Annotated in this window: 21 protein-coding genes; 9 read left to right on the top strand and 12 right to left on the bottom strand. The window is 71.5% G+C overall.

From position 1 onward, the window contains the following. The first annotated feature begins 48 nt into the window (after positions 1 to 48). Positions 49 to 1,881 (top strand): glycoside hydrolase family 35 protein, encoded by a 1,833-nt coding sequence (locus JEQ17_RS34460; protein WP_200398896.1) that lies wholly within the window; start codon positions 49 to 51, stop codon positions 1,879 to 1,881. Between the two features lie 147 nt (positions 1,882 to 2,028). On the opposite strand, the gene JEQ17_RS34455 is transcribed toward JEQ17_RS34460, so the two are convergent. After that, entirely contained in the window at positions 2,029 to 2,826 is a 798-nt protein-coding gene (locus JEQ17_RS34455; protein ID WP_200398895.1) for a S1 family peptidase, read from the bottom strand. Positions 2,827 to 3,000: 174 nt separating this feature from the next. Here JEQ17_RS34455 and JEQ17_RS34450 point away from each other — a divergent pair, with 174 nt between their 5' ends. Beyond that, positions 3,001 to 3,915: a hypothetical protein gene (locus tag JEQ17_RS34450; protein ID WP_200398894.1), complete on the top strand. Its 915-nt coding sequence runs from the start codon at positions 3,001 to 3,003 to the stop codon at positions 3,913 to 3,915. A gap of 258 nt (positions 3,916 to 4,173) precedes the next feature. On the opposite strand, the gene JEQ17_RS34445 is transcribed toward JEQ17_RS34450, so the two are convergent. From JEQ17_RS34445 to JEQ17_RS34430, 4 genes are all read right to left on the bottom strand, one after another. Next, a complete protein-coding gene (locus JEQ17_RS34445; protein WP_200398893.1) occupies positions 4,174 to 5,220 on the bottom strand; it encodes a hypothetical protein in 1,047 nt (348 codons plus the stop codon). Positions 5,221 to 5,334: 114 nt separating this feature from the next. Then, the gene (locus tag JEQ17_RS34440) at positions 5,335 to 8,358 is read right to left on the bottom strand and encodes an AAA family ATPase (RefSeq protein WP_200398892.1); all 3,024 of its coding nucleotides are present in this window, start codon (positions 8,356 to 8,358) and stop codon (positions 5,335 to 5,337) included. Positions 8,359 to 8,467: 109 nt separating this feature from the next. Then, positions 8,468 to 9,385 carry an SDR family oxidoreductase gene (locus JEQ17_RS34435; RefSeq protein ID WP_200398891.1) on the bottom strand — a complete coding sequence of 306 codons (918 nt, stop codon included), beginning with the start codon at positions 9,383 to 9,385 and terminating at the stop codon, positions 8,468 to 8,470. Then, the gene (locus JEQ17_RS34430; protein WP_200401874.1) at positions 9,382 to 10,215 is read right to left on the bottom strand and encodes an SDR family oxidoreductase; all 834 of its coding nucleotides are present in this window, start codon (positions 10,213 to 10,215) and stop codon (positions 9,382 to 9,384) included. Before JEQ17_RS34430 ends, JEQ17_RS34435 begins: the two co-directional genes overlap by 4 nt. Before the next feature lie 95 nt (positions 10,216 to 10,310). On the opposite strand from JEQ17_RS34430, the gene JEQ17_RS34425 reads away from it, so the two are divergent. From JEQ17_RS34425 to JEQ17_RS34410, 4 genes are read left to right on the top strand one after another with little or no spacing between them, the layout of a single operon-like run. After that, positions 10,311 to 11,069 (top strand): enoyl-CoA hydratase family protein, encoded by a 759-nt coding sequence (locus JEQ17_RS34425; protein WP_200398890.1) that lies wholly within the window; start codon positions 10,311 to 10,313, stop codon positions 11,067 to 11,069. Beyond that, the gene (locus JEQ17_RS34420) at positions 11,066 to 11,920 is read left to right on the top strand and encodes a CoA transferase subunit A (protein WP_200398889.1); all 855 of its coding nucleotides are present in this window, start codon (positions 11,066 to 11,068) and stop codon (positions 11,918 to 11,920) included. Before JEQ17_RS34425 ends, JEQ17_RS34420 begins: the two co-directional genes overlap by 4 nt. After that, complete coding sequence (locus JEQ17_RS34415; RefSeq protein ID WP_234048481.1) at positions 11,917 to 12,723, top strand: CoA-transferase subunit beta; 807 nt, start codon at positions 11,917 to 11,919, stop codon at positions 12,721 to 12,723. Before JEQ17_RS34420 ends, JEQ17_RS34415 begins: the two co-directional genes overlap by 4 nt. Next, a complete protein-coding gene (locus JEQ17_RS34410; RefSeq protein WP_200398888.1) occupies positions 12,723 to 13,784 on the top strand; it encodes an NAD(P)H-dependent flavin oxidoreductase in 1,062 nt (353 codons plus the stop codon). The genes JEQ17_RS34415 and JEQ17_RS34410 overlap by 1 nt, the downstream gene beginning before the upstream one ends. A 131-nt stretch (positions 13,785 to 13,915) precedes the next feature. Here JEQ17_RS34410 and JEQ17_RS34405 read toward each other — a convergent pair whose 3' ends face one another. From JEQ17_RS34405 to JEQ17_RS34395, 3 genes are all read right to left on the bottom strand, one after another. Next, positions 13,916 to 15,073, bottom strand: a complete 1,158-nt coding sequence (locus JEQ17_RS34405; protein WP_200398887.1) for an acetyl-CoA C-acetyltransferase — start codon at positions 15,071 to 15,073, stop codon at positions 13,916 to 13,918. Between the two features lie 116 nt (positions 15,074 to 15,189). Then, positions 15,190 to 15,801: a TetR/AcrR family transcriptional regulator gene (locus tag JEQ17_RS34400; RefSeq protein WP_200401872.1), complete on the bottom strand. Its 612-nt coding sequence runs from the start codon at positions 15,799 to 15,801 to the stop codon at positions 15,190 to 15,192. Positions 15,802 to 15,831: 30 nt separating this feature from the next. Further along, positions 15,832 to 16,617, bottom strand: coding sequence for an SDR family oxidoreductase (locus tag JEQ17_RS34395; RefSeq protein WP_200398886.1), 786 nt, complete (start codon positions 16,615 to 16,617; stop codon positions 15,832 to 15,834). A gap of 48 nt (positions 16,618 to 16,665) precedes the next feature. Between JEQ17_RS34395 and JEQ17_RS34390 the strand changes: the two genes are divergently transcribed. Together JEQ17_RS34390 and JEQ17_RS34385 are read left to right on the top strand one after the other, a co-directional pair. Continuing rightward, positions 16,666 to 17,823, top strand: coding sequence for an acyl-CoA dehydrogenase family protein (locus JEQ17_RS34390; protein ID WP_200398885.1), 1,158 nt, complete (start codon positions 16,666 to 16,668; stop codon positions 17,821 to 17,823). Continuing rightward, complete coding sequence (locus JEQ17_RS34385) at positions 17,823 to 18,824, top strand: acyl-CoA dehydrogenase family protein (RefSeq protein WP_200398884.1); 1,002 nt, start codon at positions 17,823 to 17,825, stop codon at positions 18,822 to 18,824. The genes JEQ17_RS34390 and JEQ17_RS34385 overlap by 1 nt, the downstream gene beginning before the upstream one ends. Positions 18,825 to 18,849: 25 nt before the next feature. Here JEQ17_RS34385 and qcrB read toward each other — a convergent pair whose 3' ends face one another. The 4 genes from qcrB to JEQ17_RS34365 form a co-directional block, all read right to left on the bottom strand. Continuing rightward, entirely contained in the window at positions 18,850 to 20,481 is a 1,632-nt protein-coding gene (qcrB, locus tag JEQ17_RS34380) for a cytochrome bc1 complex cytochrome b subunit (protein WP_200398883.1), read from the bottom strand. 285 nt (positions 20,482 to 20,766) lie between these two features. Continuing rightward, positions 20,767 to 21,489 (bottom strand): vWA domain-containing protein, encoded by a 723-nt coding sequence (locus JEQ17_RS34375; protein ID WP_200398882.1) that lies wholly within the window; start codon positions 21,487 to 21,489, stop codon positions 20,767 to 20,769. Positions 21,490 to 21,525: 36 nt separating this feature from the next. Beyond that, positions 21,526 to 22,629: a magnesium and cobalt transport protein CorA gene (locus JEQ17_RS34370; protein WP_200398881.1), complete on the bottom strand. Its 1,104-nt coding sequence runs from the start codon at positions 22,627 to 22,629 to the stop codon at positions 21,526 to 21,528. Between the two features lie 18 nt (positions 22,630 to 22,647). Then, the gene (locus JEQ17_RS34365; RefSeq protein ID WP_200398880.1) at positions 22,648 to 22,866 is read right to left on the bottom strand and encodes a hypothetical protein; all 219 of its coding nucleotides are present in this window, start codon (positions 22,864 to 22,866) and stop codon (positions 22,648 to 22,650) included. Between the two features lie 75 nt (positions 22,867 to 22,941). Here JEQ17_RS34365 and JEQ17_RS34360 point away from each other — a divergent pair, with 75 nt between their 5' ends. Beyond that, positions 22,942 to 23,784 (top strand): chitosanase, encoded by an 843-nt coding sequence (locus tag JEQ17_RS34360; protein ID WP_200398879.1) that lies wholly within the window; start codon positions 22,942 to 22,944, stop codon positions 23,782 to 23,784. The last annotated feature ends 229 nt before the right edge of the window (positions 23,785 to 24,013 follow it).

Raw genomic sequence — 24,013 nt, 5'->3', positions numbered from 1 at the left:
GATCTTTGTCCATGGACCCGGTCGCCGCCAGGGGTCAGGGTGGTGCTCATGACCGAGTTCGCGGTGGGGGACACCGATTTTCTGCTGGACGGGCGGCCGGTGCGGCTGCTGTCGGGGGCGCTGCACTACTTCCGGGTGCACGAGGGGCAGTGGGGGCACCGGCTGGCGATGCTGCGGGCGATGGGCCTCAACTGTGTGGAGACGTACGTCCCGTGGAATCTCCACGAGCCGCGGCCGGGCTCCTTCCGGGACGTCCAGGCGCTCGGCCGGTTCCTGGACGCCGCCCAGCGGGCCGGGCTGCGGGCGATCGTGCGGCCGGGTCCGTACATCTGCGCCGAGTGGGAGAACGGCGGGCTGCCGCACTGGGTGACCGGCGGGTCGGGCACGCTCGTGCGCACCCGTGACGAGGGGTTCCTGGGCCATGTGGAGCGCTGGTTCGCCCACCTGCTGCGGGAGATCGTGCCCCGGCAGATCGACCGGGGTGGTCCGGTGCTGATGGTGCAGGTGGAGAACGAGTACGGGAGTTACGGCTCGGACCAGGTGTATCTGGGCCGGCTCGCGGACCTGCTGCGCGAGGGGGGCGTGAGCGTGCCGCTGTTCACGTCGGACGGTCCAGAGGACCACATGCTCACCGGGGGCTCCCTGCCCGGTGTCCTGGCGACCGCGAATTTCGGGTCGCACGCGCGCGTGGCCTTCGAGACGCTGCGCCGGCACCGGCCGACGGGTCCGCTGATGTGCATGGAGTTCTGGTGCGGCTGGTTCGACCACTGGGGCGCCGAGCACGTCGTACGCGATCCCGGTGACGCCGCCGACGCGCTGCGGGAGATCCTGGAGTGCGGGGCCTCGGTCAATCTCTACATGGCGCACGGCGGCACGAACTTCGCGGGCTGGGCGGGCGCCAACCGGGGCGGCGGCGCGCTGCACGACGGAGCGCTGGAGCCGGACGTGACGTCGTACGACTATGACGCGCCGATCGACGAGTACGGGCGCCCCACGGAGAAGTTCTGGCGGTTCCGGTCGCTCCTCGCCGCGTACACGGACGGCCCGCTGCCCGAACTGCCCTCCGCACCGGCCTCGTTGGGCTCCCCGGCCACCGTGGATCTCACCGATTGGTCACCCCTGTCCGCCGTGCTCGACGCGCTCGGCGGGCCCGAGACCGAGCGGCCCGTGCCGCCGACCTTCGAGGAGCTGGATGTCGACCGGGGGCTGGTCCGCTACACGGTCGACGTTCCGGGACCGCGCCGTCCGTACCCGCTGACCGTGCGCGGTCTGCGGGATCTGGCGACGGTGTACGTCGACGGAGAGCCGGCCGGAGTGCTCACCGAGGACGAGCCGCAGCTCAAGGAGCCGGTCGCCGGTCCCGCGCGCGTGGACCTGTGGGTGGAGTCGCTGGGCCGGGTCAACTACGGCCCGCGCACCGGGGAGCCGAAGGGCATCACCGGCGGCGTACTGCACGAACGGCAGTATCTGCACGGGGTGCGGGCGAGGGCGCTGCGCCTCGACGCCTTCGACACCGGTGTGGAGCCGGTGCCGTTCCGCCCGCTTCCCGCTTCCGGTGCCCCCGGCCTGTACCGCGGCACGGTCACGGTCCGCGGCGCGGGAGACGCCCGCCTGGAACTCCCCGGCTGGACAAGGGGATTCGCGTGGATCAACGGCTTCAATCTGGGCCGCTACTGGTCCGTCGGCCCCCAACGCTCCCTGTACGTCCCCGGCCCGGCCCTGCGTGAGGGCACCAACGAGATCTGGCTGCTGGAATTCGAGGAGGCATCCGACCCCCCGACCCTGCGAGCCACGGCCGAGGCAGGCGAGGCAGGCGAGGCAGGCGAGGCAGGCGAGGCAGGCGAGGCAGGCGAGGCAGGCGAGGCAGGCGGCGGAGACTAGCGAACACAGAGCGCCGTCACCGCGTCACTGCCCCCACTCCCAAGGGGCGCGGGGAACTGCGCGACAAGCCCCCACCGGCCCGCACCCGAAAACAAGCAGGCGCCCACGGCACAAACACCGCGAACGCCCACCCCGCCCCGCCGGGGGCTAAAGCGTCGCCGCAGCCCGGGCTATCGCCGAAGAGAACGTGGACACCTCGGTGTACACCCCCGGCACGAGCGGCCGAGCACACCCGTCACCCCAGCTGACGATCCCGACCTGGAGCCACTTCCCGCTGTCGTCCTTGCGGAACATGGGTCCGCCGGAGTCGCCCTGGCAGGTGTCGACCCCGCCGCGCGGAACCCCGGCGCAGATCTCCTGCCCGGCGATGAGCCGGCTGCCGTAGTGCCGCTTGCACTGGCGGTCGGCGACGAACGGCACCTTGGCCTTGAGGAGCTTCGTGGAGCCCGTACCCGCGTTCTCCGAGGTGTCGCCCCACCCGGCGATGGTGAACGTGCCCCTGTTGTAGCGGGTGTTCGTCGCGAGCTTCAGCGTGGGCAGGTTGATGGGCCGGGCGAGCTTGATGAGCGCCCAGTCCTTGCCGCTGCCGTTGTAGCCCGGGGCCTGGAGGACCTTGGTGGACTTGACCTTGATCGCGCCGGAGGCGTTGAGGTCGGTGACGCCGGCCGTGGCGGTGATCCGGGTGGTGTTGCCCGAGCCGTCCACGCAGTGCGCGGCGGTCAGGACGACGTCCTTCTTGTAGAGGGCACCGCCGCAGCCCATGGAGAGGCTGACCATGAACGGGAACTCGTTCTGCGCCGCGGGCGTACCGCCGACGACCGGCACGGGCGCCGCCTGCGCGGCGACGGGCTGGAGGCTGGCGGTCGCGAGGGCGACGGCACCGATCGCCGCGGCCCGCTTGAAGGCGGATCTCTTGAGGAGACTGACTGCCCTGTTTGTCAACATGATCCCTTTCATGGGGGGTTGAGTGCGCAGAAGAGCGCACAGAAGTATGAGGATCATGACGCATGGGCGGCAAGGGTGGATCTCACTCCCCCACCGGGCAACCCAACCCGGGAGAATCCGCTCGCGTCCCCTTAAAGTGGAACGGGGGTTCAGGGCCTCTCTGGGGGTACGGACGTGACGAACGGCGGTCCGGTCGAGCACGGCTACCCGCACCTGGACACGGTGCGGGCGGCGGTCACCGCGCTGTACAAACGGCTCTCGTACGACACCATCCACGCCTTCGCCACCAGCGTGGCCCCCGCCGACGTGGCGTTCTGCGACACGGACGATCTCCATCTGGGCGCCCAGCGGGTGGCCCGTGAGCTGGTGCGGCACTTCCGTCTCCCGGATGCCCGCATGATCGTGAGCTTCCGCGAGATGGAGCACGCGGCGAACGTCGAGCTCGCCGCGGGCCCCGAGTACTTCATCGAGCTGAACGACCGGTTCCGCACCCACCGCAGGGACATCGGCGCGGCGCTCGCGCACGAGGTGATGCACGTCTATCTGCACCGCCTCGACCTGTCGTTCCCCGGCACGCGCGACAACGAGATCCTCACGGACACGGCGACGACGTATCTCGGCGCGGGCTGGCTGCTGCTCGACGCGTACCGGGAGGACGCGGCGTCCTCGCAGAAGCTGGGCTATCTGACACCGGAGGAGTTCGGGTACGTGCTGGCCAAGCGGTCGCTGGTCTTCGGTGAGGATCCGTCGACCTGGTTCACCAGCCCGCAGGCGTACACCGCGTACACGAAGGGCCTGACGCGGGCCCGTCACGACGAACGGCAGCCGCCGCTGACCGCGGCGGGGTGGGCGGGGCGGCGGCGTTACGCGAAGGACCGGCGTCATGCGCAGGACCGTGTCGTCGCGGCGGCGCCCGTCGGCGTCCCGTACGCCTTCACGCCGGACGGGCCTGACGCGCCGGACGGGCGCGGGCCGTTGCGGGTGTCGTTTCCCTGTCCGACCTGTCATCAGCGGATTCGGGTGCCTGTGCGGGGGCGGGTTCGGGCCCGGTGTGGGTTGTGTCGGACTGTTCTGGAGTGCGACACGTAGTCGAAGGCGGGGTGAAGACGGGGTGATGGGCCGTGGGGAGGGTGCGGGTGCGTTGTGGCCGGTCGCGCAGTTCCCCGCGCCCCTTGACCAGTTGCCCTCGGCCCATGCCCAAACAGCGAGGGATGTCGGTGCGCAGCGGAAGGCCGCCGTCCGTCTGTGCCGTTGACGGGCGGCGGCCTTCCGGCCCCCGTATCCCCCCGTGTCCCCCCGTGTCCCCCCGTGTCCCCCGAGGTCCGGTCCGGGCGGGCTGCTCGGTACTCAGTCGTACATGCGCCAGTCGTACGTCAGTTGGTAGTGGCCGCCGTGGCCTCGGTAGTCGGCGACCGCCGGGGCCGTGAAGGGCCGGCCGGCCCAGCGGCCGGTGAGGGAGGGGATGACCGCGTTGACGGTGACGGGCTTGAACACCTCGTCGCCGAAGAGGCCCTTGAGCTGGTCGAAGACCCAGCCGACGGCCGCGCCGACGGCCATCCCGATGAGGATGCCGACCGGTCCGCCGGAGGCGCCGATCGCGCCGCCGATGGCCGCGGCGAGGTAGGCGGTGACCTTCTTCTTGATGAGGTCGAGCAGTGCGCCCACGTAGTCGGCGAGGCCGCCCCAGTCGACCTCGGCGAGCACCAGCGTGACGAAGTACGACTTCGGGTACTTGGTGCCTTCGTCGAGGCCGAACCAGTGGAAGCGGCGCGGCGGGTCGTACACCTTGACGTCGCCGTCGTCGAAGCTGCGGACCTTGAACTGGCCGATCTTCAGGGTGTCGCCGCTCTCGTCCACGCTGGTCCCGGCGAGATGGATCTCGTCGGATCCCCATTCGGACGTCTCGTCCACGCACTTCACCCGGTGGATCCGCAGTTCCAGTCTGTGCAGGGCGGCCGGTACGGCGGCCAGGCCCTGCGGGGCCGACTCCTCGGGGAGGAGAGAAGTCGGCGGCTTCCTGAGTTCGTCGGCCGGGAACTTCAGCCGCTCGGGAAAGCCGAGGCGCTTGACCTGTGTGTCCACCGACGCGGGCGAGCGCAGGTCGACGCGGGCCAGGTCACCGAGGCGTCGGGACCGTACGGCGCCGGTCTTGAGGTCGGCGAGGACCGTGGCCGCCGCCTTCTTCTTCCTTTCGTCGGTGAGGCTGTCGAAGCGCCGAGCGACGAGGTGCTCGGCGGCCGTCCTGTCCGCGGGCAGTGGGTACTTGGCGGGTTCCGCGTAGTGGGCGGCGACCTTGTCGGCGGCGAGTGTGAGTTCCTGGACGACGCGCTCGGTGACGGCCCGCACCTTGGCATGCGGGACGTCGGTCACCATTCGATGGGTGTTCTCCGGCATTTCTGTTCATCCCCCGTTGGTTACTGCTCCCTTCGCGACTGTTTCCGCGAAGGCCCGACCGACGGTACGGACAGGGGGAGTCCGGGCGCCCCGGGATGCGCCCCGGGGGAATCCCTAGGGTGCGTGTCCGGACTCGGATCGTCCGGACCCGGGCCCGTCGGCGGCCAGCGCTGCCGTGAGCCGCGTACGGGAGTCGACGCCCAGCTTGGGGAAGATCCGGCCGAGGTGGTACTCGACGGTCTTGACGCTGATGACGAGTTCGCGTGCCACCTGCCGGTTGGTGAGCCCGGACGCGACGAGGCGGGCGACGGCCAGCTCCTGGGGCGTGAGCAGTGCCGCTCCACGTGTCCGTGGCTCCCGCTCGGCCGCGGACCCGACGGGCCCGAGTCCACAGGCCGCCAACTCCCGTTCGCAGCGCCCGAGATCGGGCGGCGCGTCGAGGCGTACGAGGAGGTCGCGGGCGGTGCGCAGCTGCTCGCCGGCGCGGGTGCGGCGGCCCGCCCTGCGCAGGAAGCCGCCGTAGGCGAGGTGCAGCAGCGCGCGGTCGAAGGGTGCCTCGACATGGGCGGCGTGCTTGAGGCCGGAGCGGAAGGCGCGCTCGGCGGCCACGGTGTCGCCGCGCGCGGCCTCCAGGGTGCCGCGGGCCCGGGCGGCGACGAGCAGCGCCCCGTGGTGGCCGCGCTGGGTGGCGAGGACCTCGTACGGGGCGAGGGCCTGGACGGCGCGCTTCTCGTCGCCGAGGGCGGCCCAGGCTTCGGCGAGCAGGTCGGCCCAGGGGACCGTGCCGGGCTCCTCCAGGTCGCCGCGCGGGGCGAGCGCGAGCAGGGGCCCCAGGGCCGTGAGGACCTCCTCGGGCCTGCCCTGGGCGCGGGCGAGGTGGGCCTCGGCGAGCGCGGCCCACAGGGCGGGGTTCACATGGCCGCCCGCCGCGTAGACGCGGGCCACGCGTGCGTGTGCCTGTGCCTTGGCGAACGCGCCGCGCACCGCGTGCACCTGGGCGGCGAGCATCCGGCAGTACAGGGCGATGTGCGGCTGGTCGGTGTCGGCGGCCAGGGACAGCGCGAGGTCGGTGTGGACGATCGCGTCGTCCCAGCGGCCCGCGCGGTACTCGGCGGAGGCGAGCGCGGTCGCGGCGACCACCCGGAAGGAGGCGGCGCGCCCGTGGCAGGCGCCGAAGACACCGCCCAGGTCCCGTACGGCGCCGGTGAGGTCGCCGGTCCACTCGCGCAGCGTGCCGCGGCCGAGGAGTTCCTCCAGCTGGGCGGGGGTGGCGAGCGCCGGGTCGGGCAGCGGGCCGAGAGCGTCGAGCGTCTGCGGGGCCCGGCCGCTCATGGCGAGGCCGTTGAGGCGCAGGACGCGGATCATGTCGGTGGCCGTGTCGTCGGGTGCGAGGCGGATCGCGAGGTCGGCCCATTCGGCCATCTCGGCGCCGTGCGACATGCTGCCGTGCAGGGCGGCGAACTGGCCCGCGATACGTGCCCCGAGGAGGGGTTCGGCCGCCGGGTCGCACCGGTGCCAGGCGTCCGTGAGCAGTGCCTCGGCGCGGTCCAGGTCGAACAGGCTCAGCCTGCCCAGGAGATAGCTGCGCCAGCCGCCGGGGGTGAACTGCGCGATCCGCTGGGCGACTTCGCCCATGTCCGGTACGTCTCCGGCGAGCAGGGCGCACTCGACGGCTTCGAGGGTGTACTGCTCGTACACCGCCGGGTCCGGGCAGAGCCGGGCGGCGGCCGTCAGTTGTCCTGCCGCGATCGCCCAGGCGCCTTCGGCGGCGAACCTGCGTCCCAGGGCGGCGAGTTCGGCGGCGAGCTCCGGATCGGGACCGGCCGCGGCGAGCGCCCGGTGACGCAGTCGGTGTGCCTGGTCCCGGACGGTGCGGGCGGCGCTCAGGTGCAGGGCCGCGCGGCGGGAGGGGCCGAGCTGGTGGTAGACGGCGGCGTGTACGAGGGGGTGCGGGAAGCGGATCACCGGATCGCCCGGGGTCTCGGTCAACAGGCCCGTGTGGACGGCCTCTTCGAGTGCGGTGAGGACGTCGGCGGCCCCGCGCTCCTCGTCGAGCAGGTCCGCGCCCGCGACCTCCCAGGCGTCGGCCGCCGTGCAGTGTGTGCCGAGTACCGCGGCCGCGCAGACCAGGGCGTCGGCGGCCGTCGAGCAGGCGGCGAGCTTCGCCAGCACGAGGGCCGTGAACGACTTGGGGGCGGGCGGCGTCACATCGGGCTCCCCGAGCGCCTCCAGGAGCCCGGCTCCCTCCTGTTCCAGGAGCGCCTTCACGTGGAGAGGGTTGCCCGCGGTGTGCGCGTGCAGCCGTGCGGCGGCCTGTGCGGTGAGCCCCTGTACGCCCAGCCCGCCGCCGAGTTCGGCCAGTTCGGCGGGCCCGAGCCCGTCGAGCCGTACCCGCACGGCGTCGTCCGCCGTGAACAGCCTCCGCAGCCCCGCGGTCAGCCGCGTGTCCTCGGCGTCCCGCACGACGACGAGAACGAGCACCCGATCGGCCCGCAACCGCCGCACGGCGAAGGCGAGGGCCTGGAGGGAGAGGTGATCGGCCCATTGGGCGTCGTCGAGGACGAGGGCGACGGGGGTGTCGGGTGTGCCGGGGGCGGGAGTGTCGGGGGTGTCGCGGGTGTCGCGGGTGTCGCGGGCGGGGGTATCGGGCGCGGAGGTGGCGGGCACGAAAGTGTCCGGGGCGCCGGAGCCGCGCGCGGCTCGATCGTCGGAGCCCGGGGCGCCGGGGCCGCGTACTGCCCGATCGTCGGAGCCCGGGGCGTCGGCGTCGCGCGCGGCCCCGCCGTCGGAGCCCGAGCCACCGCTCGCCCCCTGTGCCTCGTCCAGGGCCTCCAGCAGCGCCGCCCCGGCCGCGTGCGCGTCCGCCCAGCGCCCGCCGCCAGTCCCGGTCCCGTCCCCGGTGCCACTGCCGCCCCGGCCCAGCAGTTGCTCCAGTACTCCGAAGGCCAGTTCCGACTCGGCCTCCTCCCCCGCCCCGTACAGCACATGTGTGTCGTCGCGCAGGAAGCGGCGTATGAGGGCGGTCTTCCCGATCCCGGCCGGACCCTCGACGAGTACGCGCTGAGGGTGTCCCGCGCGGGCGCGCTCGCGCGTCGCCGCGAGGAGCGCGAGGCTGTCCGTTCGCCCTACGAACTCCACCTGAGCCACCTCCGCACGGCCCGCCCTGCTGGGCATCCTCGCGAGCACGGGGTGCGGGGTCAAAGGGTTCCCCGCGCGTCGGCCTCCTAGGTGTCGTACGCCGATCGCACTACTGCGCTCCGTGGACCGGCTGGGGTGCCTGCGCCTCCGCGAGCAGTTTGAGCGCGGTGTCCCCGGCCTCGGCGGGGGTCCATCGCGCCCCCTTGTCGGTGCTCGGGCCGGGCCGCCAGCCCTCCATGACCGTGATGCGGCCGCCCTCGGTCTCGAAGACCCGGCCGGTGACGCCGGCGCTCGCGGCGGAGCCGAGCCAGACGACGAGCGGCGACACGTTCCCGGGCGCCATCGCGTCGAAGCCGCTGTCGGGCGCCGTCATCGTCTCGGCGAAGGTGCCCTCGGTCATCCGGGTCCGCGCGGCGGGCGCGATGGCGTTGACCTGTACTCCATAGCGCCCCATCTCGGCGGCGGCCACCAGGGTGAGCCCCACGATCCCGGCCTTGGCGGCGCTGTAGTTCCCCTGCCCGACCGACCCCAACAGCCCGGCGCCGGAACTGGTGTTGACGATCCGCGCCTGCGGCACCCGCCCCGCCTTCGCCTCCGCCCGCCAGTGCGCGGCGGCGTGCTTCATCGGCAGGAAGTGGCCCTTCAGATGGACGCGCATGACGGCGTCCCAGTCGTCCTCGTCGAGGTTCACGAGCATCCGGTCACGCAGGAACCCGGCGTTGTTGACGAGCGTGTCGAGCCGCCCGAAGGCGTCCACGGCCGTGCGTACGAGGGATGCGGCGCCCTCGGTCGTGGCGATGTCCCCGCCGTGCGCCACCGCCTCGCCGCCCGCCGCCGTGATCTCCTCGACGACCTGCCGGGCCGGGCTGTCGGGCCCTGGCGAGCCGTCGAGTCCGACGCCCAGGTCGTTGACGACGACGCGCGCGCCCTCCGCCGCGAAGGCGAGCGCGTGCGCCCGCCCGAGCCCGCGGCCCGCGCCCGTGACGATCACGACCCGCCCGTCGCAGATTCCGCTGCCTGCAGTCATCCCGCTTCTCCTCCCTCTTTTTCCTTGTCGGCCTTCTGCTCGTCGGCCTTCTCCTTGTTGGCGGTAGCCGCGTCCAGGAAGGCGGGCCGCTCGCCCCCGCCGTGCACGAGGAGGCCGGCCCCGGTGATGTACGCGGCGGCGTCCGACGCGAGGAAGACGGCGGCCCTGCCGACGTCCAGGGGCTCGGCGAGCCGCCCCATGGGGACGGTGCGGGAGACGGCCGCAATGCCGTCCTCGCCCCCGTAGTGGAGATGGGACAGCTCGGTGCGGACCATCCCCACGACGAGGGTGTTCACCCGCACGTCCGGTGCCCACTCCACGGCCATCGAGCGCGCGAGGTTCTCCAGTCCCGCCTTGGCCGCCCCGTAGGCCGCCGTGCCGGGCGAGGGCCGTGTCCCGCTGACGCTGCCGATCATCACGACGGAGCCACGCGCGCGCCTGAGCTGCTCGTACGCCGCCAGGGACGCCGTCAGCGGCGCGGTGAGGTTGAGTTCGATCACGCGCGCGTGCCGCTCGGCGTCCGTCTCCGCGAGCAGCCGGTAGGGGGCGCCGCCCGCGTTGTTGACCAGCACGTCGACCCGGGGCAGCCCGTCGAAGAAGGCGCGCACGGCCGGTGGGTCCCGCAGATCGAGGGGGACGAACTCGACGCCGTCGACCGGAACTTCGGGCGGTCTGCGCGCACAGACCACGACCTCGGTGCCCGCCTCCACGAACGCGCGGGCGATCCCGGCGCCCACGCCCCGGGTGCCGCCCGTGACCACCACGAGCCGTTTGCCGGACGGCTCGTCCGACGGACCCTTCGACGGCCTGCCTGACGGCTCGTCCGACAGCTTGTCCACAGGGCCTCCCACTCGTCGGTATTCGCTGTTACCTTCACAACCGGCGCACCTAACAAATGTTTGGTCGAAAGGTAGCTGATGAGCTGATGGGTGTCTCCACCTCGTCCCCGGAAAAGGGGATTTCCGTCGTCACGGTCGACTTCCCGCCCGTGAACGCGCTGCCGGTGCGCGGCTGGTTCGAGCTGGCCGACGCCCTGCGCGCGGCGGGCCGCGACGCCGAGGTCCGCTGTGTGGTGCTGGCCGCCGAGGGGCGGGGGTTCAACGCCGGCGTGGACATCAAGGAGATACAGGCGCAGGGCGGCAGCGCCCTGCTCGGCGCCAACCGCGGCTGTGCCGACGCCTTCGCCGCGGTGTACGAGTGCGAGGTCCCCGTGGTGGCGGAGGTGCACGGCTTCTGCCTGGGCGGCGGAATAGGCCTGGTGGGCAACGCGGACGCGATCGTGGCGAGCGAGGACGCGACCTTCGGCCTGCCCGAGCTGGACCGGGGCGCCCTGGGCGCGGCCACGCATCTGGCCCGGCTGGTGCCGCAGCACCTGATGCGCGCGCTGTACTACACCTCGCGCACGGCGACCGCGGCCGAGCTGCACCGGCACGGGTCGGTGTGGCGGGTCGTGCCACGCGACGAACTGCGTGCCGCCGTGCTGGAGTTGGCCGGCCAGATCGCGAGCAAGGACGGGCAGCTGATCCGGCTGGCCAAGGCCGCGATCAACGGCATCGACCCCGTGGACGTGCGCCGCAGCTACCGCTTCGAGCAGGGCTTCACGTTCGAGGCGAACCTCGCGGGGGTGGGCGACCGGGTCAGGGACACGTTCGGGAAGGACCGGGAAGGAGGGGGTACGGAATGAGCGACAAGACGATGACGGCCGACGAGGCCGTCTCCCGGCTCCGCAGCGGGATGACCCTCGGTATCGGCGGCTGGGGCTCGCGCCGCAAACCGATGGCCCTGGTCAGAGCGCTGCTCCGCTCCCAAGTCACGGACCTCACGGTCGTGTCGTACGGCGGCCCGGACGTCGGGATGCTCGCCGCCGCGGGGCGGATCCGCAAGCTTGTCGCGGCCTTCGTGACGCTCGACTCGATCCCCCTGGAGCCGCACTTCCGGGCAGCCCGGCAGAGCGGGGCCCTCGAGCTGACGGAGGTCGACGAGGCGATGTTCATGTGGGGGCTGCACGCCGCCGCGAACCGGCTGCCGTTCATGCCGGTCCGGGCCGGCATCGGTTCGGACGTCATGCGGGTCAACCCCGGCCTACGGACGGTCACTTCGCCGTACGAGGACCCGTCGACCGGGATCCGGGAGACCTTCGTCGCCATGCCGGCCCTGCGCATGGACGCGGCCCTCGTCCACGTCAACCGCGCGGACCGCTCGGGCAACGGCCAGTATCTGGGCCCGGACCCGTACTTCGACGACCTCTTCTGCGAGGCCGCGGACAACGCGTACGTCTCCTGCGAGCGGCTGGTGGACCGCTTCGACGACGCGGTGCCGCAGACCCTCCTCGTCAACCGGCACTCGGTCACGGGAGTCGTCGAGACGCCCGGCGGCGCGCACCCCACCTCCTGCGTCCCCGACCACGACCGCGACGAGCCCTTCCAGAAGCTGTACGCGACGACGCCGTGGCCCGAGTTCACCGAGCGGTTCCTGTACGGGGACGAGAAGGCCTACCAGTCGGCCGCACAGGCCTGGCACGAGGAGCGGCGATGACGGACGCGACCCTCCCCGACCCGGTCCGGCCGACCGGCACCCCGCTCCTCCCGCCCAGCGGCGCTCCTCTTCCCCCGCCCACCCGCGCCGAGTACTGCGTGATCGCCTGTGCCGAGGCGTGGCGGGACAACGGCGAGGTGCTCGCGAGCCCCATGGGTGCCGTCCCCTCCGTCGGTGCCCGGCTCGCGAGGCGGACCTTCGCCCCGGATCTCCTGCTCACCGACGGCGAGGCGATGCTCGTCGGCCCGGACGGCACGCCCGAAGGGTGGCTGCCCTACCGCAGGCATCTCGCGATGGTCACCGGCGGGCGTCGGCACGTGATGATGGGCGCGAGCCAGATCGACCGGTTCGGCAACCAGAACATTTCCTGCATCGGGGACTGGGAGCGGCCGGCCCGGCAGTTGCTCGGGGTGCGGGGCGCGCCCGTCAACACCCTGAACAACCCGGTGAGTTACTGGGTGCCCAAGCACTCGACGCGGGTCTTCGTGGAGAAGGTCGACATGATCAGCGGGGTGGGGTACGACAGCGCGGCGGCGGCCGGTCCCACGGCGACCCGCTATCACCGCATCCCCCGGGTCGTGTCGAACCTGGGAGTGTTCGACTTCGCGACGCCGGACCACTCGATGCGGCTCGCCTCGCTGCATCCGGGGGCGACGGTCGCGGAGGTCCTGGCGGCGACCGGGTTCGAGCCGACGATCCCCGACGAGGTCCCGTACACCCGCGAACCGACCCCGGCGGAGCTGCAGTTGATCCGCGAGGTCATCGACCCGCGGGGGCTGCGCGACCGTGGGGTCCCAGGCTGATGGAGACCGCGCTCACGAAACTGGTCGGCGTCCGGCATCCGATCGTGCAGACCGGGATGGGCTGGGTGGCGGGCCCGCGTCTGGTCTCCGCCTCGGCGAACGCGGGAGCGCTGGGCATCCTGGCCTCCGCGACGATGACGCTCGACCAGCTGCGGGAGGCGGTCCGGGACGTCAGGTCCCGTACGGACGCGCCGTTCGGTGTGAATCTGCGCGCGGACGCGGGGGACGCCCGCGACCGCGTCCGGCTGATCATCGAGGAGGACGTGAGGGTCGCCTCGTTCGCGCTGGCGCCCTCCCGTGAGCTGATCGCCGAGCTCAAGGACGCGGGGGTCGTCGTCATCCCCTCCATCGGCGCCCGCCGTCACGCCGAGAAGGTCGCGGCCTGGGGCGCGGACGCGGTGATCGTGCAGGGCGGCGAGGGCGGCGGCCACACCGGCGAGGTGGCGACCACCGTCCTCCTTCCCCAGGTCGTGGACGCCGTCGACATACCGGTGATCGCGGCGGGCGGCTTCTTCGACGGCCGGGGCCTGGTCGCGGCACTGGCGTACGGCGCGGCGGGCATCGCCATGGGCACCCGCTTCCTCCTGACCTCCGACTCCACGGTCCCGGACGCGGTGAAGGCCCGGTACCTCGCGGCCACGGTGAAGGACGTGACGGTGACGACAGCCGTGGACGGCCTCCCCCACCGCATGCTCCGCACGGACCTGGTCAACTCCCTTGAGGAGGCGGGCCGTACGAGAACACTGACCCGGGCGATCCGCCGGGCCGCCCGCTTCCGAAAGCTCTCGGGCCTCACCTGGCAGCAGATGGTCCGCGACGGCCTGGCCATGAAACACGGCAAGGACCTCACCTGGAGCCAGGTCCTCCTCGCCGCCAACACCCCGATGCTGCTGCGCGCCTCGATGGTCGAGGGCCGCACGGACCTGGGGGTGATGGCCTCGGGCCAGGTGGCAGGCCTGATAGAGGACCTGCCGTCGTGTGCGGAGCTGGTGGAACGCGTAATGGCGGAAGCGGGGGCGGTCCTGCGCGGGCTCCCGGACCAGCGCCATGCTCATCCTTAGAGGCGCGGCGCTGCGAGGGCACCATTGTGGGGCGCCCCGTCAGGAGGCGCCCCCTACTCTTTCAGGGGCGCGGGGAACTGCGCGACCAGCCACACCCCACCCGCACCCGCACCCGCACCCGACCGAACAACCTAAAGCCGCTCAACGATCGTCACGTTCGCCTGCCCCCCACCCTCACACATCGTCTGCAACCCGAACCGCCCACCGGTCCGCTCCAGTTCATGCAGCAACGTGGTCATCAGCTTCACCCCGGTCGCCCCCAGTGGATGCCCGAGGGCAATCGCACCCCCGTTGACATTGACCCGGTCGGGATCCGCCCCGGTCTCCTTCAGCCAGGCGAGCACCACAGGCGCGAACGCCTCGTTGATCTCGACGAGGTCGATGTCACCGATGGACATCCCGGCCTTCTTCAAGGCGTACGCGGTAGCCGGAATCGGCGCCGACAGCATCCGTATCGGATCCTCCCCCCGCACCGACAGATGGTGAATCCGCGCCCGAGGTGTGAGCCCGTGTTCCCGCACGGCCCGCTCGGAGGCGAGCAGCATCGCGGCCGCGCCGTCGGACACCTGGGAGGAACAGGCGGCGGTGATGGTGCCGCCCTCCACCACCGGCTTCAGCCCGGCCATCTTCTCCAGCGAGGTGTCCCGCCGAGGCCCCTCGTCCACGGCGACGTCCCCGAACGGCACGGTCTCCCGCTCGAAACGCCCCTCGTCGATGGCCCGGATCGCCCGCTGATGCGACCGCAGCGCGAACTCCTCCTGGTCCCGTCGGCTGATCCCCCACTTCTCGGCGATCAACTCGGCGCCGTGGAACTGGTTGACGGGCCGGTCCCCGTACCGCGCCCGCCAGCCCTCGCTCCCCGCGAACGGCCCCTCCGTGAGCCCCAGCGGCTCCGCGGCCTGGCGGGAGGCGAAGGCGATGGGGATCTGCGTCATGTTCTGGACGCCGCCCGCGACCACCAGGTCCTGCGTGCCGGACAGGACACCCTGCGCGGCGAAGTGCACGGCCTGCTGCGAGGACCCGCACTGCCGGTCGATCGTCACCCCGGGCACCTCCTCGGGCAGACCGGCCGCCAGCCAGGCCGTCCGCGCGATGTCCCCGGCCTGCGGCCCGACGGTGTCCAGGCACCCGAAGACGACGTCCTCGACGGCTGCCGGGTCGACACCGGACCGCGCGACCAGGGCCTTCAGCACATGCGCGCCCAGATCGGCGGGATGGACCCCGCCGAGGCCACCCTTCCGGCGCCCCACTGGCGTACGGACCGCTTCGACTATGTAGGCCTCGGCCATGACGACTCCTCGGGCTCCTCAGTGGGTTCCAATGGGTTCAGTGGGTCCGGTGGGTCCAGTGGTTGAGCAGGTTCAGTGGGTTGAGCAGGTTCAGTGGGTTGAGCAGGTCCAGGGGGTTACGTCCGTACGGCGATTCCGTCGAGGACCATCGACAGGTACTGCCGGGCGATCTCCTCCGGGCTGTGCTGTCCGCCGGGCCGGTACCAGGACGCGGCGACCCACACCGTGTCGCGCACGAACCGGTAGGTGAGCCGGATGTCGAGGTCGTCCCGGAAGACCTCGCCTGCCACTCCCCGCTCCAGCGTGGCCAGCCACGTCTTCTCGAACTTGCGCTGCGACTCGGCGAGGAACGCGAACCGCTCCTGCGCGACGAGGTGCTTGGACTCCCGCTGGTAGATCGCGACGGCCGCGCGGTGCCGGTCGATCTCCCGGAAGGACTCGGTGACCAGGGCCTCCAGCGTCTCGCGCGGGCCGAGCTCGGCCTCCAGGACGGTGTCGTACCCGTCCCACAGCTCGTCCATGAAGGTCCGCAGGATCTCCTCCAGCATCGATTCCTTGGAGTCGAAGTGGTAGTAGAGGCTGCCGGCGAGCATGCCCGCGTGGTCCGCGATCTTGCGGACGGTGGTGGCGTTGTAGCCCTGCTCGGCGAAGACCTCGGCGGCGGTGTCGAGGAGTTCGCGACGACGGGCGGGCGCGGCGGTCACCTGGGGCTTCTTCTTGGGAGGCACGTTCGTAGGGGGCACGGAGCCATTGTGGTCCTAGGCATGCTGGCTGCTGACGGAGACCGCTTCTCCGGTCATGTACGAGGAGTAGTCGGACGCCAGGAAGACGATCACGTTGGCGACCTCCCAGGGCTCGGCGTACCTCCCGAAGGCCTCGCGGGCCGTCAGTTCCTCCAGCAGTTCGGGGGTGGTCACCTTCACGAGGTGCGGGTGCATGGCGAGGCTGGGTGACACGGCGTTGACCCGCACGCCGAACGCGGCGGCTTCAAGGGCCGCACACCGGGTCAGCGCCATGACCCCTGCCTTCGCCGCCGCGTAGTGCGCCTGGCCGGCCTGGGCGCGCCAGCCGACGACGGAGGCGTTGTTGACGATCACTCCGCCGCCTTCCTGCCTCTTCAGCAGCCGCAGGGCGGCCCGCGTGCACCGGAACGTGCCGTTGAGTGTCACGTCGAGAACCCGGGACCACTGTTCGTCGGTCATGTCGACGAGGTCCGAAGTCCCGCCGAGACCGGCGTTGTTGACGACGATGTCGAGCCGCCCGTGCTGCCGCACGGCCGCGTCGAAGAGCGCCTGGACCTGGGCCTCGTCGGTGACGTCGCACGCGAGCGCCGAGACGCCCTCGAACTCCCCGGCCAGTTCGGCCTCGTACTCCTTGAGCCGTCGCGCGTGCGCGTCGCTGATCAGCACGCGCGCGCCCTCCTCCAGGAAGCGGCGCGCGGTGGCCCCGCCGATGCCCGCGCCCGCGGCGGCGGTCACCACCGCGGTGCGTCCCTTCAGCAGCCCGTGTCCGGGCACGTATGCCGGACTCTCGACGCCTGTCATGACGCCACGCTAACCTACCAAACACTTGTTAGGGAAGGATCGCCGCTGATGGACCTCGACTTCACGGCCGACCAGGACGCCTTCCGCGCCGAGGCGCGCGCCTGGCTGCACGCGCACGTCCCGTCACCGCCGCTGCCCTCCCTGGAGACCGAGGAGGGCTTCGCGGCCCACCGCGCCTGGGAGGCCGAACTCGCCGCGGACCGCTGGTCGGTGGTGTCCTGGCCGGCCGCGTACGGCGGACGGGACGCGGGGCTCCTGCGGTGGCTGATCTTCGAGGAGGAGTACTACGCGGCGGGCGCGCCCGGCCGGGTCGGCCAGAACGGCATCAGCCTCCTCGCGCCGACCCTCTTCGACCACGGCACGGAGGAGCAGCGGGCCCGGATCCTGCCGCCGATGGCGTCCGGCGAGGTCGTCTGGGCACAGGCGTGGTCCGAACCCGAGGCCGGGTCCGACCTCGCCTCCCTCAGGTCGAGGGCGGTGCGTACGGACGGCGGGTGGCTGTTGAGCGGGCAGAAGACGTGGTCGTCGCGGGCCGCGTTCGCCGACCGCGCGTTCGGCCTGTTCCGCAGCGAGCCGGACACCCCGAAGCCCCACCAGGGCCTCACCTACCTGATGTTCGACCTGCGCGCGCCGGGCGTGACCGTCCGCCCGATCGGCCGCCTGGACGGCAGGCCGGCCTTCGCCGAACTCTTCCTGGACGACGTGTTCGTGCCCGACGAGGACGTGATCGGCGAGCCCGGCCGGGGCTGGCGGGTCGCCATGTCGACAGCGGGCAACGAACGCGGTCTGACCCTCCGCTCCCCCGGCCGCTTCCTGGCCTCGGCCGACCGCCTGGCCGCGCTCTGGCGGGCGCGCGGCCGGGACCCGTTCACCCGCGACCGGGTGGCCGACGCGGTGATCGGCGCCCGCGCCTACCAGCTCTTCACCTACGCGGGCGCCTCCCGTTTCCTCGAAGGCGAGCCGATCGGCCCGGAGTCCAGCCTGAACAAGGTCTTCTGGTCCGAGTACGACATCGCGCTGCACGAGACGGCACTCGATCTCCTGGGCGGGGACGGGGAGTTGGCGGCCACCGCTGACGACGAGGACAGCGGGTGGGCCGAGGGGTACGTCTTCTCCCTCGCCGGTCCCATCTACGCGGGCACGAACGAGATCCAGCGCGACATCATCGCCGAACGCCTCCTGGGCCTGCCGAAGGGACGCCGCTGATGCGTTTCCTCCTGGACGACGAACAGCGTGCCTTCGCCCACTCGCTGGACGCCCTGCTGACGGCGGCGGACACCCCGTCGGTCGTACGGTCGTGGAGTGCCGGTGACCATACGGCCGGGCTGGCCCTGTGGTCCCGTATCGCCGACGCGGGGGTGTTCGCACTGGCGGTCCCCGAGGCGTACGAAGGGGTCGGGCCGCTTCCCGTCGAACTGGCCGTCGCCTTCCTGGAGTTGGGGCGGCATGCGGTACCGGGCCCGCTGGTGGAGACGGTGGCGGCGACCGCGCTGCTGACGGAACCGGGCCTGGCGAAGAGGTTCCTGCCGGGGCTGGCGTCCGGGGAGACGATCGCGACGGTGGCCGCCTTGGACGGCCCGTACGGCTCGTATGCGTTGGACGGGGATGCGGCCACCATCCACCTCACGATCGAGAGCGGCGAGGACGGTGGTGAAGGCGGTGCAGGCGGCGAGTTGAGGCTGGCCCAAGGGCAGGGGCACGGCCCGGTCCGTACGTCCATCGACCCGGCCCGGCGCCTCACCCGCCCAAAGCCGGGCGGCGAACTCCTGGCCGCCGGACCCGAGTTCGCCGCGACCGCCGCCCACGCCCTCACCTGGGCCCGGCTCGCGACCGCCGCGCAGGCGCTCGGTGTGGGACTGACCCTGCTCGACAGGACCGTGGCGTACGTCAAGCAGCGGAGCCAGTTCGGTGTCCCCATCGGTTCGTTCCAGGCGGTCAAGCACCGACTGGCGGACGCCAAGATCGCGTTGGAGTTCGCGCGCCCGCTCCTCTTCGGCGCGGCCCTGACCATGGACCCGGCCGACGTGGCCGCCGCCAAGGTCACGGCCTGCGAGGCTGCGTACACGACCGCCCGTACCGCCCTGCAACTGCACGGCGCGATCGGCTACACCGCGGAGTACGACCTCTCCCTGTGGCTGACCAAGGCCCGCGCGTTGCGCACGGCTTGGGGCACGCCCGGAGAGTGCCGGGAGCTGGTCCTCGAATAGCTGGACCCTGCGGGGAGCCGCCCGCTCAGTGGTGGTGATCGTCGCTGCTGGTGAGTTCGCGGTACTCCTCGACGGTCGGCTTGGGGATCTGCGCGTTCTGCCCGTACATGGCCCGGGCGAGCCGCGCCCGCAGCCGCTGGGACGGCTTGACCTTCCGCTCGACACCGTTCGCGTCGACGAGCGGGCCCACGTCGTAGGGCGGGTCCTGTTCGTGCTGGGTGAGGGTGAACAGCTGGGCCGGGGTGAGGGGTTCGTGCACCTCGACGAACTCGCCGTGCGGCAGCCGCCTGATGACGCCGGACTCCCTGCCGTGCAGCACCTTGTCGCGGTCGCTGCGCTGGAGCGCCATGCAGACACGTCTGGTGATGATGAAGGCGATCACCGGGACCACGAAGAAGCCGATCCGTACGAACCAGGTGATCGCGTTGATCGACAGATGCAGATGCGTGGCCACGATGTCGTTGCCGCCGCCGATCAGCAGCACCCCGTACAGACTCAGCCAGGCCACGCCGAGCCCCGTGCGTGTGGGGACGTTGCGGGGCCGGTCCAGGATGTGGTGCTCGCGTTTGTCCCCGGTGATCCACGCCTCGATGAACGGGTAGACGCCGATCGCCACCATGATCAGCGGGAAGAGGGAGAAGGGGATGAAGACGCCCAGCTGCAGGGTGTGGCCCCAGGCGTTGATCTCCCATCCCGGCATCACCCGGATCAGCCCCTCGGAGAAGCCGAGATACCAGTCTGGTTGAGCGCCGGTGGTGACCAGATCGGAACGATAGGGCCCGAAGGCCCACACGGGGTTGATCGTCGCGATCGCGCCCATCATCGACAGCACACCGAAGACCAGGAAGAAGAAACCGCCGGCCTTGGCCATGTAGACCGGCATGAACGGCATGCCCACCACGGACTTCTGCTCGCGGCCGGGCCCGGGGTACTGGGTGTGCTTGTGGTAGAAGACCAGGATCAGATGGGCGACGACCAGGCCGAGCATGATCCCGGGCAGCAGGAGGACGTGGATCGGGTACAGCCTGGAGATGATGTCGTGTCCCGGGAACTCCCCTCCGAAGAGGAAGAACGCGAGATACGTGCCCACGATCGGTACGGAGAGGATCGCGCCCTGCGCGAAGCGGAGGCCGGTGCCGGAGAGTAGGTCGTCGGGGAGCGAGTAGCCGGTCAGGCCGGTGATGATGCCGAGGAACAGCAGGGTCCAGCCGAACAGCCAGTTCAGCTCGCGTGGCTTGCGGAACGCGCCGGTGAAGAACACGCGCATCATGTGCACGAGCATTCCGGCGACGAACACGAGCGCGGCCCAGTGGTGGATCTGCCGGATCAGCAGTCCGCCGCGCACGTCGAAGCTGATGTCGAGGGTGGACTCGTACGCCCTGGTCATGATGATGCCGTTGAGGGGTTCGTACGAGCCGTTGTAGACGACCTCGGCGGCGCTGGGCTCGAAGAAGAGGGTGAGGTAGACGCCGGTGAGGATCAGGATGAGGAAGCTGTAGAGGCAGACCTCGCCCAGCATGAAGGACCAGTGGTCCGGGAACACCTTGCGCATCTGGGTCTTGGCCAGCGTGTAGATGCCGAGCCGGCCGTCGGCCCAGTCGGCCACCTTCTCGCCCTTGCCCGTCTGTGGCGCTCGCACCTTGTTCCGCGCGTCCATTCCTGGCCCTCCCCATAGGCTCAGTTCAGAGTGTCACGACGTTCTGCGAAGCCAAAGGGGTTGTACGGGTCCACGATTCGGCTGCGGCCCCGGTGGGGTTGCTCGCGCAGTTCCCCGCGCCCCTTAGGAACGTGGCTCAGGCCGGTGGAGACGCGCGGGTCCGTCGTGGCTGGTCGCGCAGTTCCCCGCGCCCCTGGCGGGGCGCGGCCGAGCTACGACCCCAGCCACCTCACACCTCAGGGGCGCGGGGAACTGCGTGACCAGCCCCCGCCGGGCCGCACGATGTCACGCGACGATCCCCGCCGCCCGCGCCGCGGACAGCCACCGGGGGAACTCGCCCAGCAACCGGTCGTACAGCTCACCGTCGGAGACACCCCGGCGGGGGTCCGAGCCGGCGTGGAAGAACCCGGCGTTGTCGACGACCCGTTTCCCCGGAACGGCCAGGTCGTCGAGCCTGCGCAGGAAGTCGAACTGCTTGCTGGACGGGTCCCCGAAGCCGATGAACTGCCAGAACAGGGGCAGCTTCGCCGCCTTGCACAGATACCGCTCCGCGGCGAGCTTGTTGATCGGACCGCCGTCGGTCTGGAAGACGACCAGGGCGGGATCCTTGGAACCACTGTCGAGGTAGTGGTCGATGACGGCGTCCATCGCCAGGTGGTAGCTGGTCTTGCCCATGTGTCCCAGCCCGGCGACGATCCGCTCCACACGCCCGGCGTGGCTGTCGAGCGCGATGTCGGTCACTGCGTCGACGTCCGTGGAGAAGAAGACGACAGGCACGGTCCCGTCGTCGTCGAAGTGCGCGCTCAGACCGAGCACACGGTCGGCGAGTGCCTGCACGCTGCCGTCGGCGTAGTACGGCTTCATCGACCCCGAGTAGTCGACGACGAGATAGACGGCGGCCCGCTGCCCGCTCAGGCCGTGCTTGGTGAGGGAGACCCCCGCGCTCTTGTAGAGGCTGACCAGCGCGGGCGCGGTCTCCTCAACCTTGGTGAGACTGATCCCGGCCATGCGGGCTCCTTCCGGCCATGATCCGACCGGGTGAGCCTAACCGGCCGCCCGCTCCCGGAAAGCCGGCAGCTCGAAGAGCCGCCGCCTGGCGCCGTCGCCCATCAACTCGACCAGCGGGAACACCAGTTCCCAGAGGTCCTCCTTCTCGACGCCGACGGCCAGCGCGTCGAGGTCGGGATCGGAGAGCGCGCCCGCGGCCCTCGCGACGATCCGCCGGGCGGTCGGCGGCAGCGCGGCCACCATCGGGAGGAACTCCGCCCACAGCCCGGTCGCCACGACCCCGCGGACGAGCCCGTCGAGCACCGCGCGGTCCCGCAGAGCGGGCAGCGCGGCGACGGCCCGCAGCTCGTCCTCGTCGAGCGCGGCCACGATCGGCAGGAGCGACTCCCACAGGTCCTGCTCGGCGGTGGTGCGGACGAGGGAGTCGAGCCGGGCCTCGGGCTGGGCGGCGGTGAGGGAGGCGATCCTGGCCCGCTGTTCACCGGAGGCCATGCTCGCGACGGCCATGGCCTCGGGCCACAGCCCGGCGTCGGCGGCGGAGGCGATGACCGACGACACCCGTTCCTCGCCCAGCAGCTCGACGATGCGGCCGAGCCGTTCCGGGTGGTCGATGACGAAGCCGGTGAGCAGCAGGGTCGCGTCGTCGAGCCGCGGCAGGATCCGCAGCAGCGCGGAGTCCCGCAGATGCCCGACGAACCGGCCCATCGTGAGGTGGTCGCGGCGGTCGGCGAGGACGAGGGCGATGCGTACGACGATGTCGTCGTCCAGTCTGCCCATGATCCCGGCGATCCGGCGCGGGTCGACATGGTGGCAGCAGCGGGCCGTGAACTCGGGCGGGAGCCGCTCGATGATGTCGGCGGCGCGGCCGGGTTCGAGGCGTCCGGCGAGGGCGGCGGCCAGCTGCGGTCCGAGTGCCTTCTGCGAGATGCCCGCGGCGATACCGGCGGGCAGCAGCTTCGTCTTCGCGGCGATGCGGTCGAGGATCCCGGGGGCGTCGTCGAAGAGCGCGGCGACGGATCTCTCACGGAAGGCCCGTACGTCCTCGACGGGCAGTGCTTCGAGGAACGTCAGCTGCCGTGGTTCGACATCCAGCAGGCGGGCGAGCTTCAGGATCTCGGCCCTGCTGCGCAGTGTGTCCATGCGGGAGGGGTCTCCTGGCTAACGGAAGAGCATCCGGCGGAGGGGTTCCCTGGTCAGGGCCGGTACGAGGGTCAGGGCGTCCTCGACGGCCTCGTTCAGCCCGGACGCCCGGCGCTCCCGTGCCCGGCGCAGCGCCTGTGTGAGGGTCCGGGCCTGTGTGTCGTCCAGCGATCCGAAGCTCTCCGGCGGCGGAGAGCCCAACTCCGCCCGCAGCAGCGCCAGTTCCTCCGCGCTCACAGGTCCTCCCCCGACGCTCACTGGTTTCTCCACCCGATGCGGCACGGCACTCCGGGCCGATCGTACTCTTTGCCCATGAAACGCGCTGGCCGTCTGATGTTCGTCGCCGTCCCTCTCGTCGCGGTGACGGTGTACGTCGCCGTGCCCGGTGAGAAGGGCGACGGCGGGCCCTCCGACAGCCGGAGCTCCTCCTCCCCGTCGGCCTCCTCCGGGGCGGCCGACGCCGACCTGGACTCCCCGGAGAAGAAGGAGCTGGCCCAGCGGATCGTGTCGAGTGCCGAGAACTCCAGCCTCGACTGGCGTGCCCAGTACGACTACATCGAGGACATAGGCGACGGCCGCGGCTACACCGCCGGGATCATCGGCTTCACGACCGGCACGCACGATCTGCTCACGCTGGTCGAGCTGTACACCGAGTCCCACCCGGACAACGCCCTGGAGCCGTACCTCCCTGCCCTGCGTTCCGTCGACGGCTCGGACTCCCACGAGGGCCTGGATCCCGGTTTCACCGCCGCCTGGAAGAAGGAGGCGCGGAAGGATGCCTTCAAGCGTGTCCAGGACTCCCAGCGCGACCGTGTCTACTTCGACCCGGCGGTCCGCCTCGCCAAGCGGGACGGTCTGGGCGCGCTCGGTCAGTTCATCTACTACGACGCCATGGTCATGCACGGTCCTGGCGACCCCGGCTTCCACGGCATCCGCGAGCGTGCCATGGCCGAGGCCGACACTCCCGCCGAGGGCGGCGACGAGCAGAGCTATCTCGACATCTTCCTGGACACCCGGCGCGCGACCATGAAGTCCGAAAAACGTGACACGACCCGCGTGGACACGGCCCAACGAAGGTTCCTGTACGACGGCAACCTCGACCTCCGCACCCCACTGGAGTGGAAGGTCTACGGCATGCCGTACAAGCTCGACTGACCCCGTTTCCCCGCGCCCCTTCAGGGGCGCGGGGAACTGCGCGACCAGCCACAACGAACCCGCACCCCACGGGGCCCGGGGCGGAGCCCCAGAAAGGGACGGGAATGGGTAGGGGCGGCGGGGGCGAGAAAAGACCCCGGACGCACCACGGCGCCCACCATCGTCCGGTCGGGGACAAAAGGCAGGCGCCGCGTTCAGTTCCGTACGCCTTTGTACGGGACGTCTGTTG

Source organism: Streptomyces liliifuscus (genome assembly GCF_016598615.1).
GTDB classification, from domain to species: domain Bacteria; phylum Actinomycetota; class Actinomycetes; order Streptomycetales; family Streptomycetaceae; genus Streptomyces; species Streptomyces liliifuscus.
Note: the sequence above shows the minus strand (reverse complement) of the source record. Positions and strands in the feature narration are given on the sequence as shown.

Coding starts and splice junctions, on each gene's coding strand:
- JEQ17_RS34460 (WP_200398896.1), top strand. CDS start 49: ATGACCGAGTTCGCGGTGGGGGACACCGATTTTCTGCTGGACGGGCGG.
- JEQ17_RS34455 (WP_200398895.1), bottom strand. CDS start 2,826: ATGTTGACAAACAGGGCAGTCAGTCTCCTCAAGAGATCCGCCTTCAAG.
- JEQ17_RS34445 (WP_200398893.1), bottom strand. CDS start 5,220: ATGCCGGAGAACACCCATCGAATGGTGACCGACGTCCCGCATGCCAAG.
- JEQ17_RS34435 (WP_200398891.1), bottom strand. CDS start 9,385: ATGACTGCAGGCAGCGGAATCTGCGACGGGCGGGTCGTGATCGTCACG.
- JEQ17_RS34425 (WP_200398890.1), top strand. CDS start 10,311: ATGGGTGTCTCCACCTCGTCCCCGGAAAAGGGGATTTCCGTCGTCACG.
- JEQ17_RS34420 (WP_200398889.1), top strand. CDS start 11,066: ATGAGCGACAAGACGATGACGGCCGACGAGGCCGTCTCCCGGCTCCGC.
- JEQ17_RS34415 (WP_234048481.1), top strand. CDS start 11,917: ATGACGGACGCGACCCTCCCCGACCCGGTCCGGCCGACCGGCACCCCG.
- JEQ17_RS34410 (WP_200398888.1), top strand. CDS start 12,723: ATGGAGACCGCGCTCACGAAACTGGTCGGCGTCCGGCATCCGATCGTG.
- JEQ17_RS34405 (WP_200398887.1), bottom strand. CDS start 15,073: ATGGCCGAGGCCTACATAGTCGAAGCGGTCCGTACGCCAGTGGGGCGC.
- JEQ17_RS34395 (WP_200398886.1), bottom strand. CDS start 16,617: ATGACAGGCGTCGAGAGTCCGGCATACGTGCCCGGACACGGGCTGCTG.
- JEQ17_RS34390 (WP_200398885.1), top strand. CDS start 16,666: ATGGACCTCGACTTCACGGCCGACCAGGACGCCTTCCGCGCCGAGGCG.
- JEQ17_RS34385 (WP_200398884.1), top strand. CDS start 17,823: ATGCGTTTCCTCCTGGACGACGAACAGCGTGCCTTCGCCCACTCGCTG.
- qcrB (WP_200398883.1), bottom strand. CDS start 20,481: ATGGACGCGCGGAACAAGGTGCGAGCGCCACAGACGGGCAAGGGCGAG.
- JEQ17_RS34375 (WP_200398882.1), bottom strand. CDS start 21,489: ATGGCCGGGATCAGTCTCACCAAGGTTGAGGAGACCGCGCCCGCGCTG.
- JEQ17_RS34370 (WP_200398881.1), bottom strand. CDS start 22,629: ATGGACACACTGCGCAGCAGGGCCGAGATCCTGAAGCTCGCCCGCCTG.
- JEQ17_RS34360 (WP_200398879.1), top strand. CDS start 22,942: ATGAAACGCGCTGGCCGTCTGATGTTCGTCGCCGTCCCTCTCGTCGCG.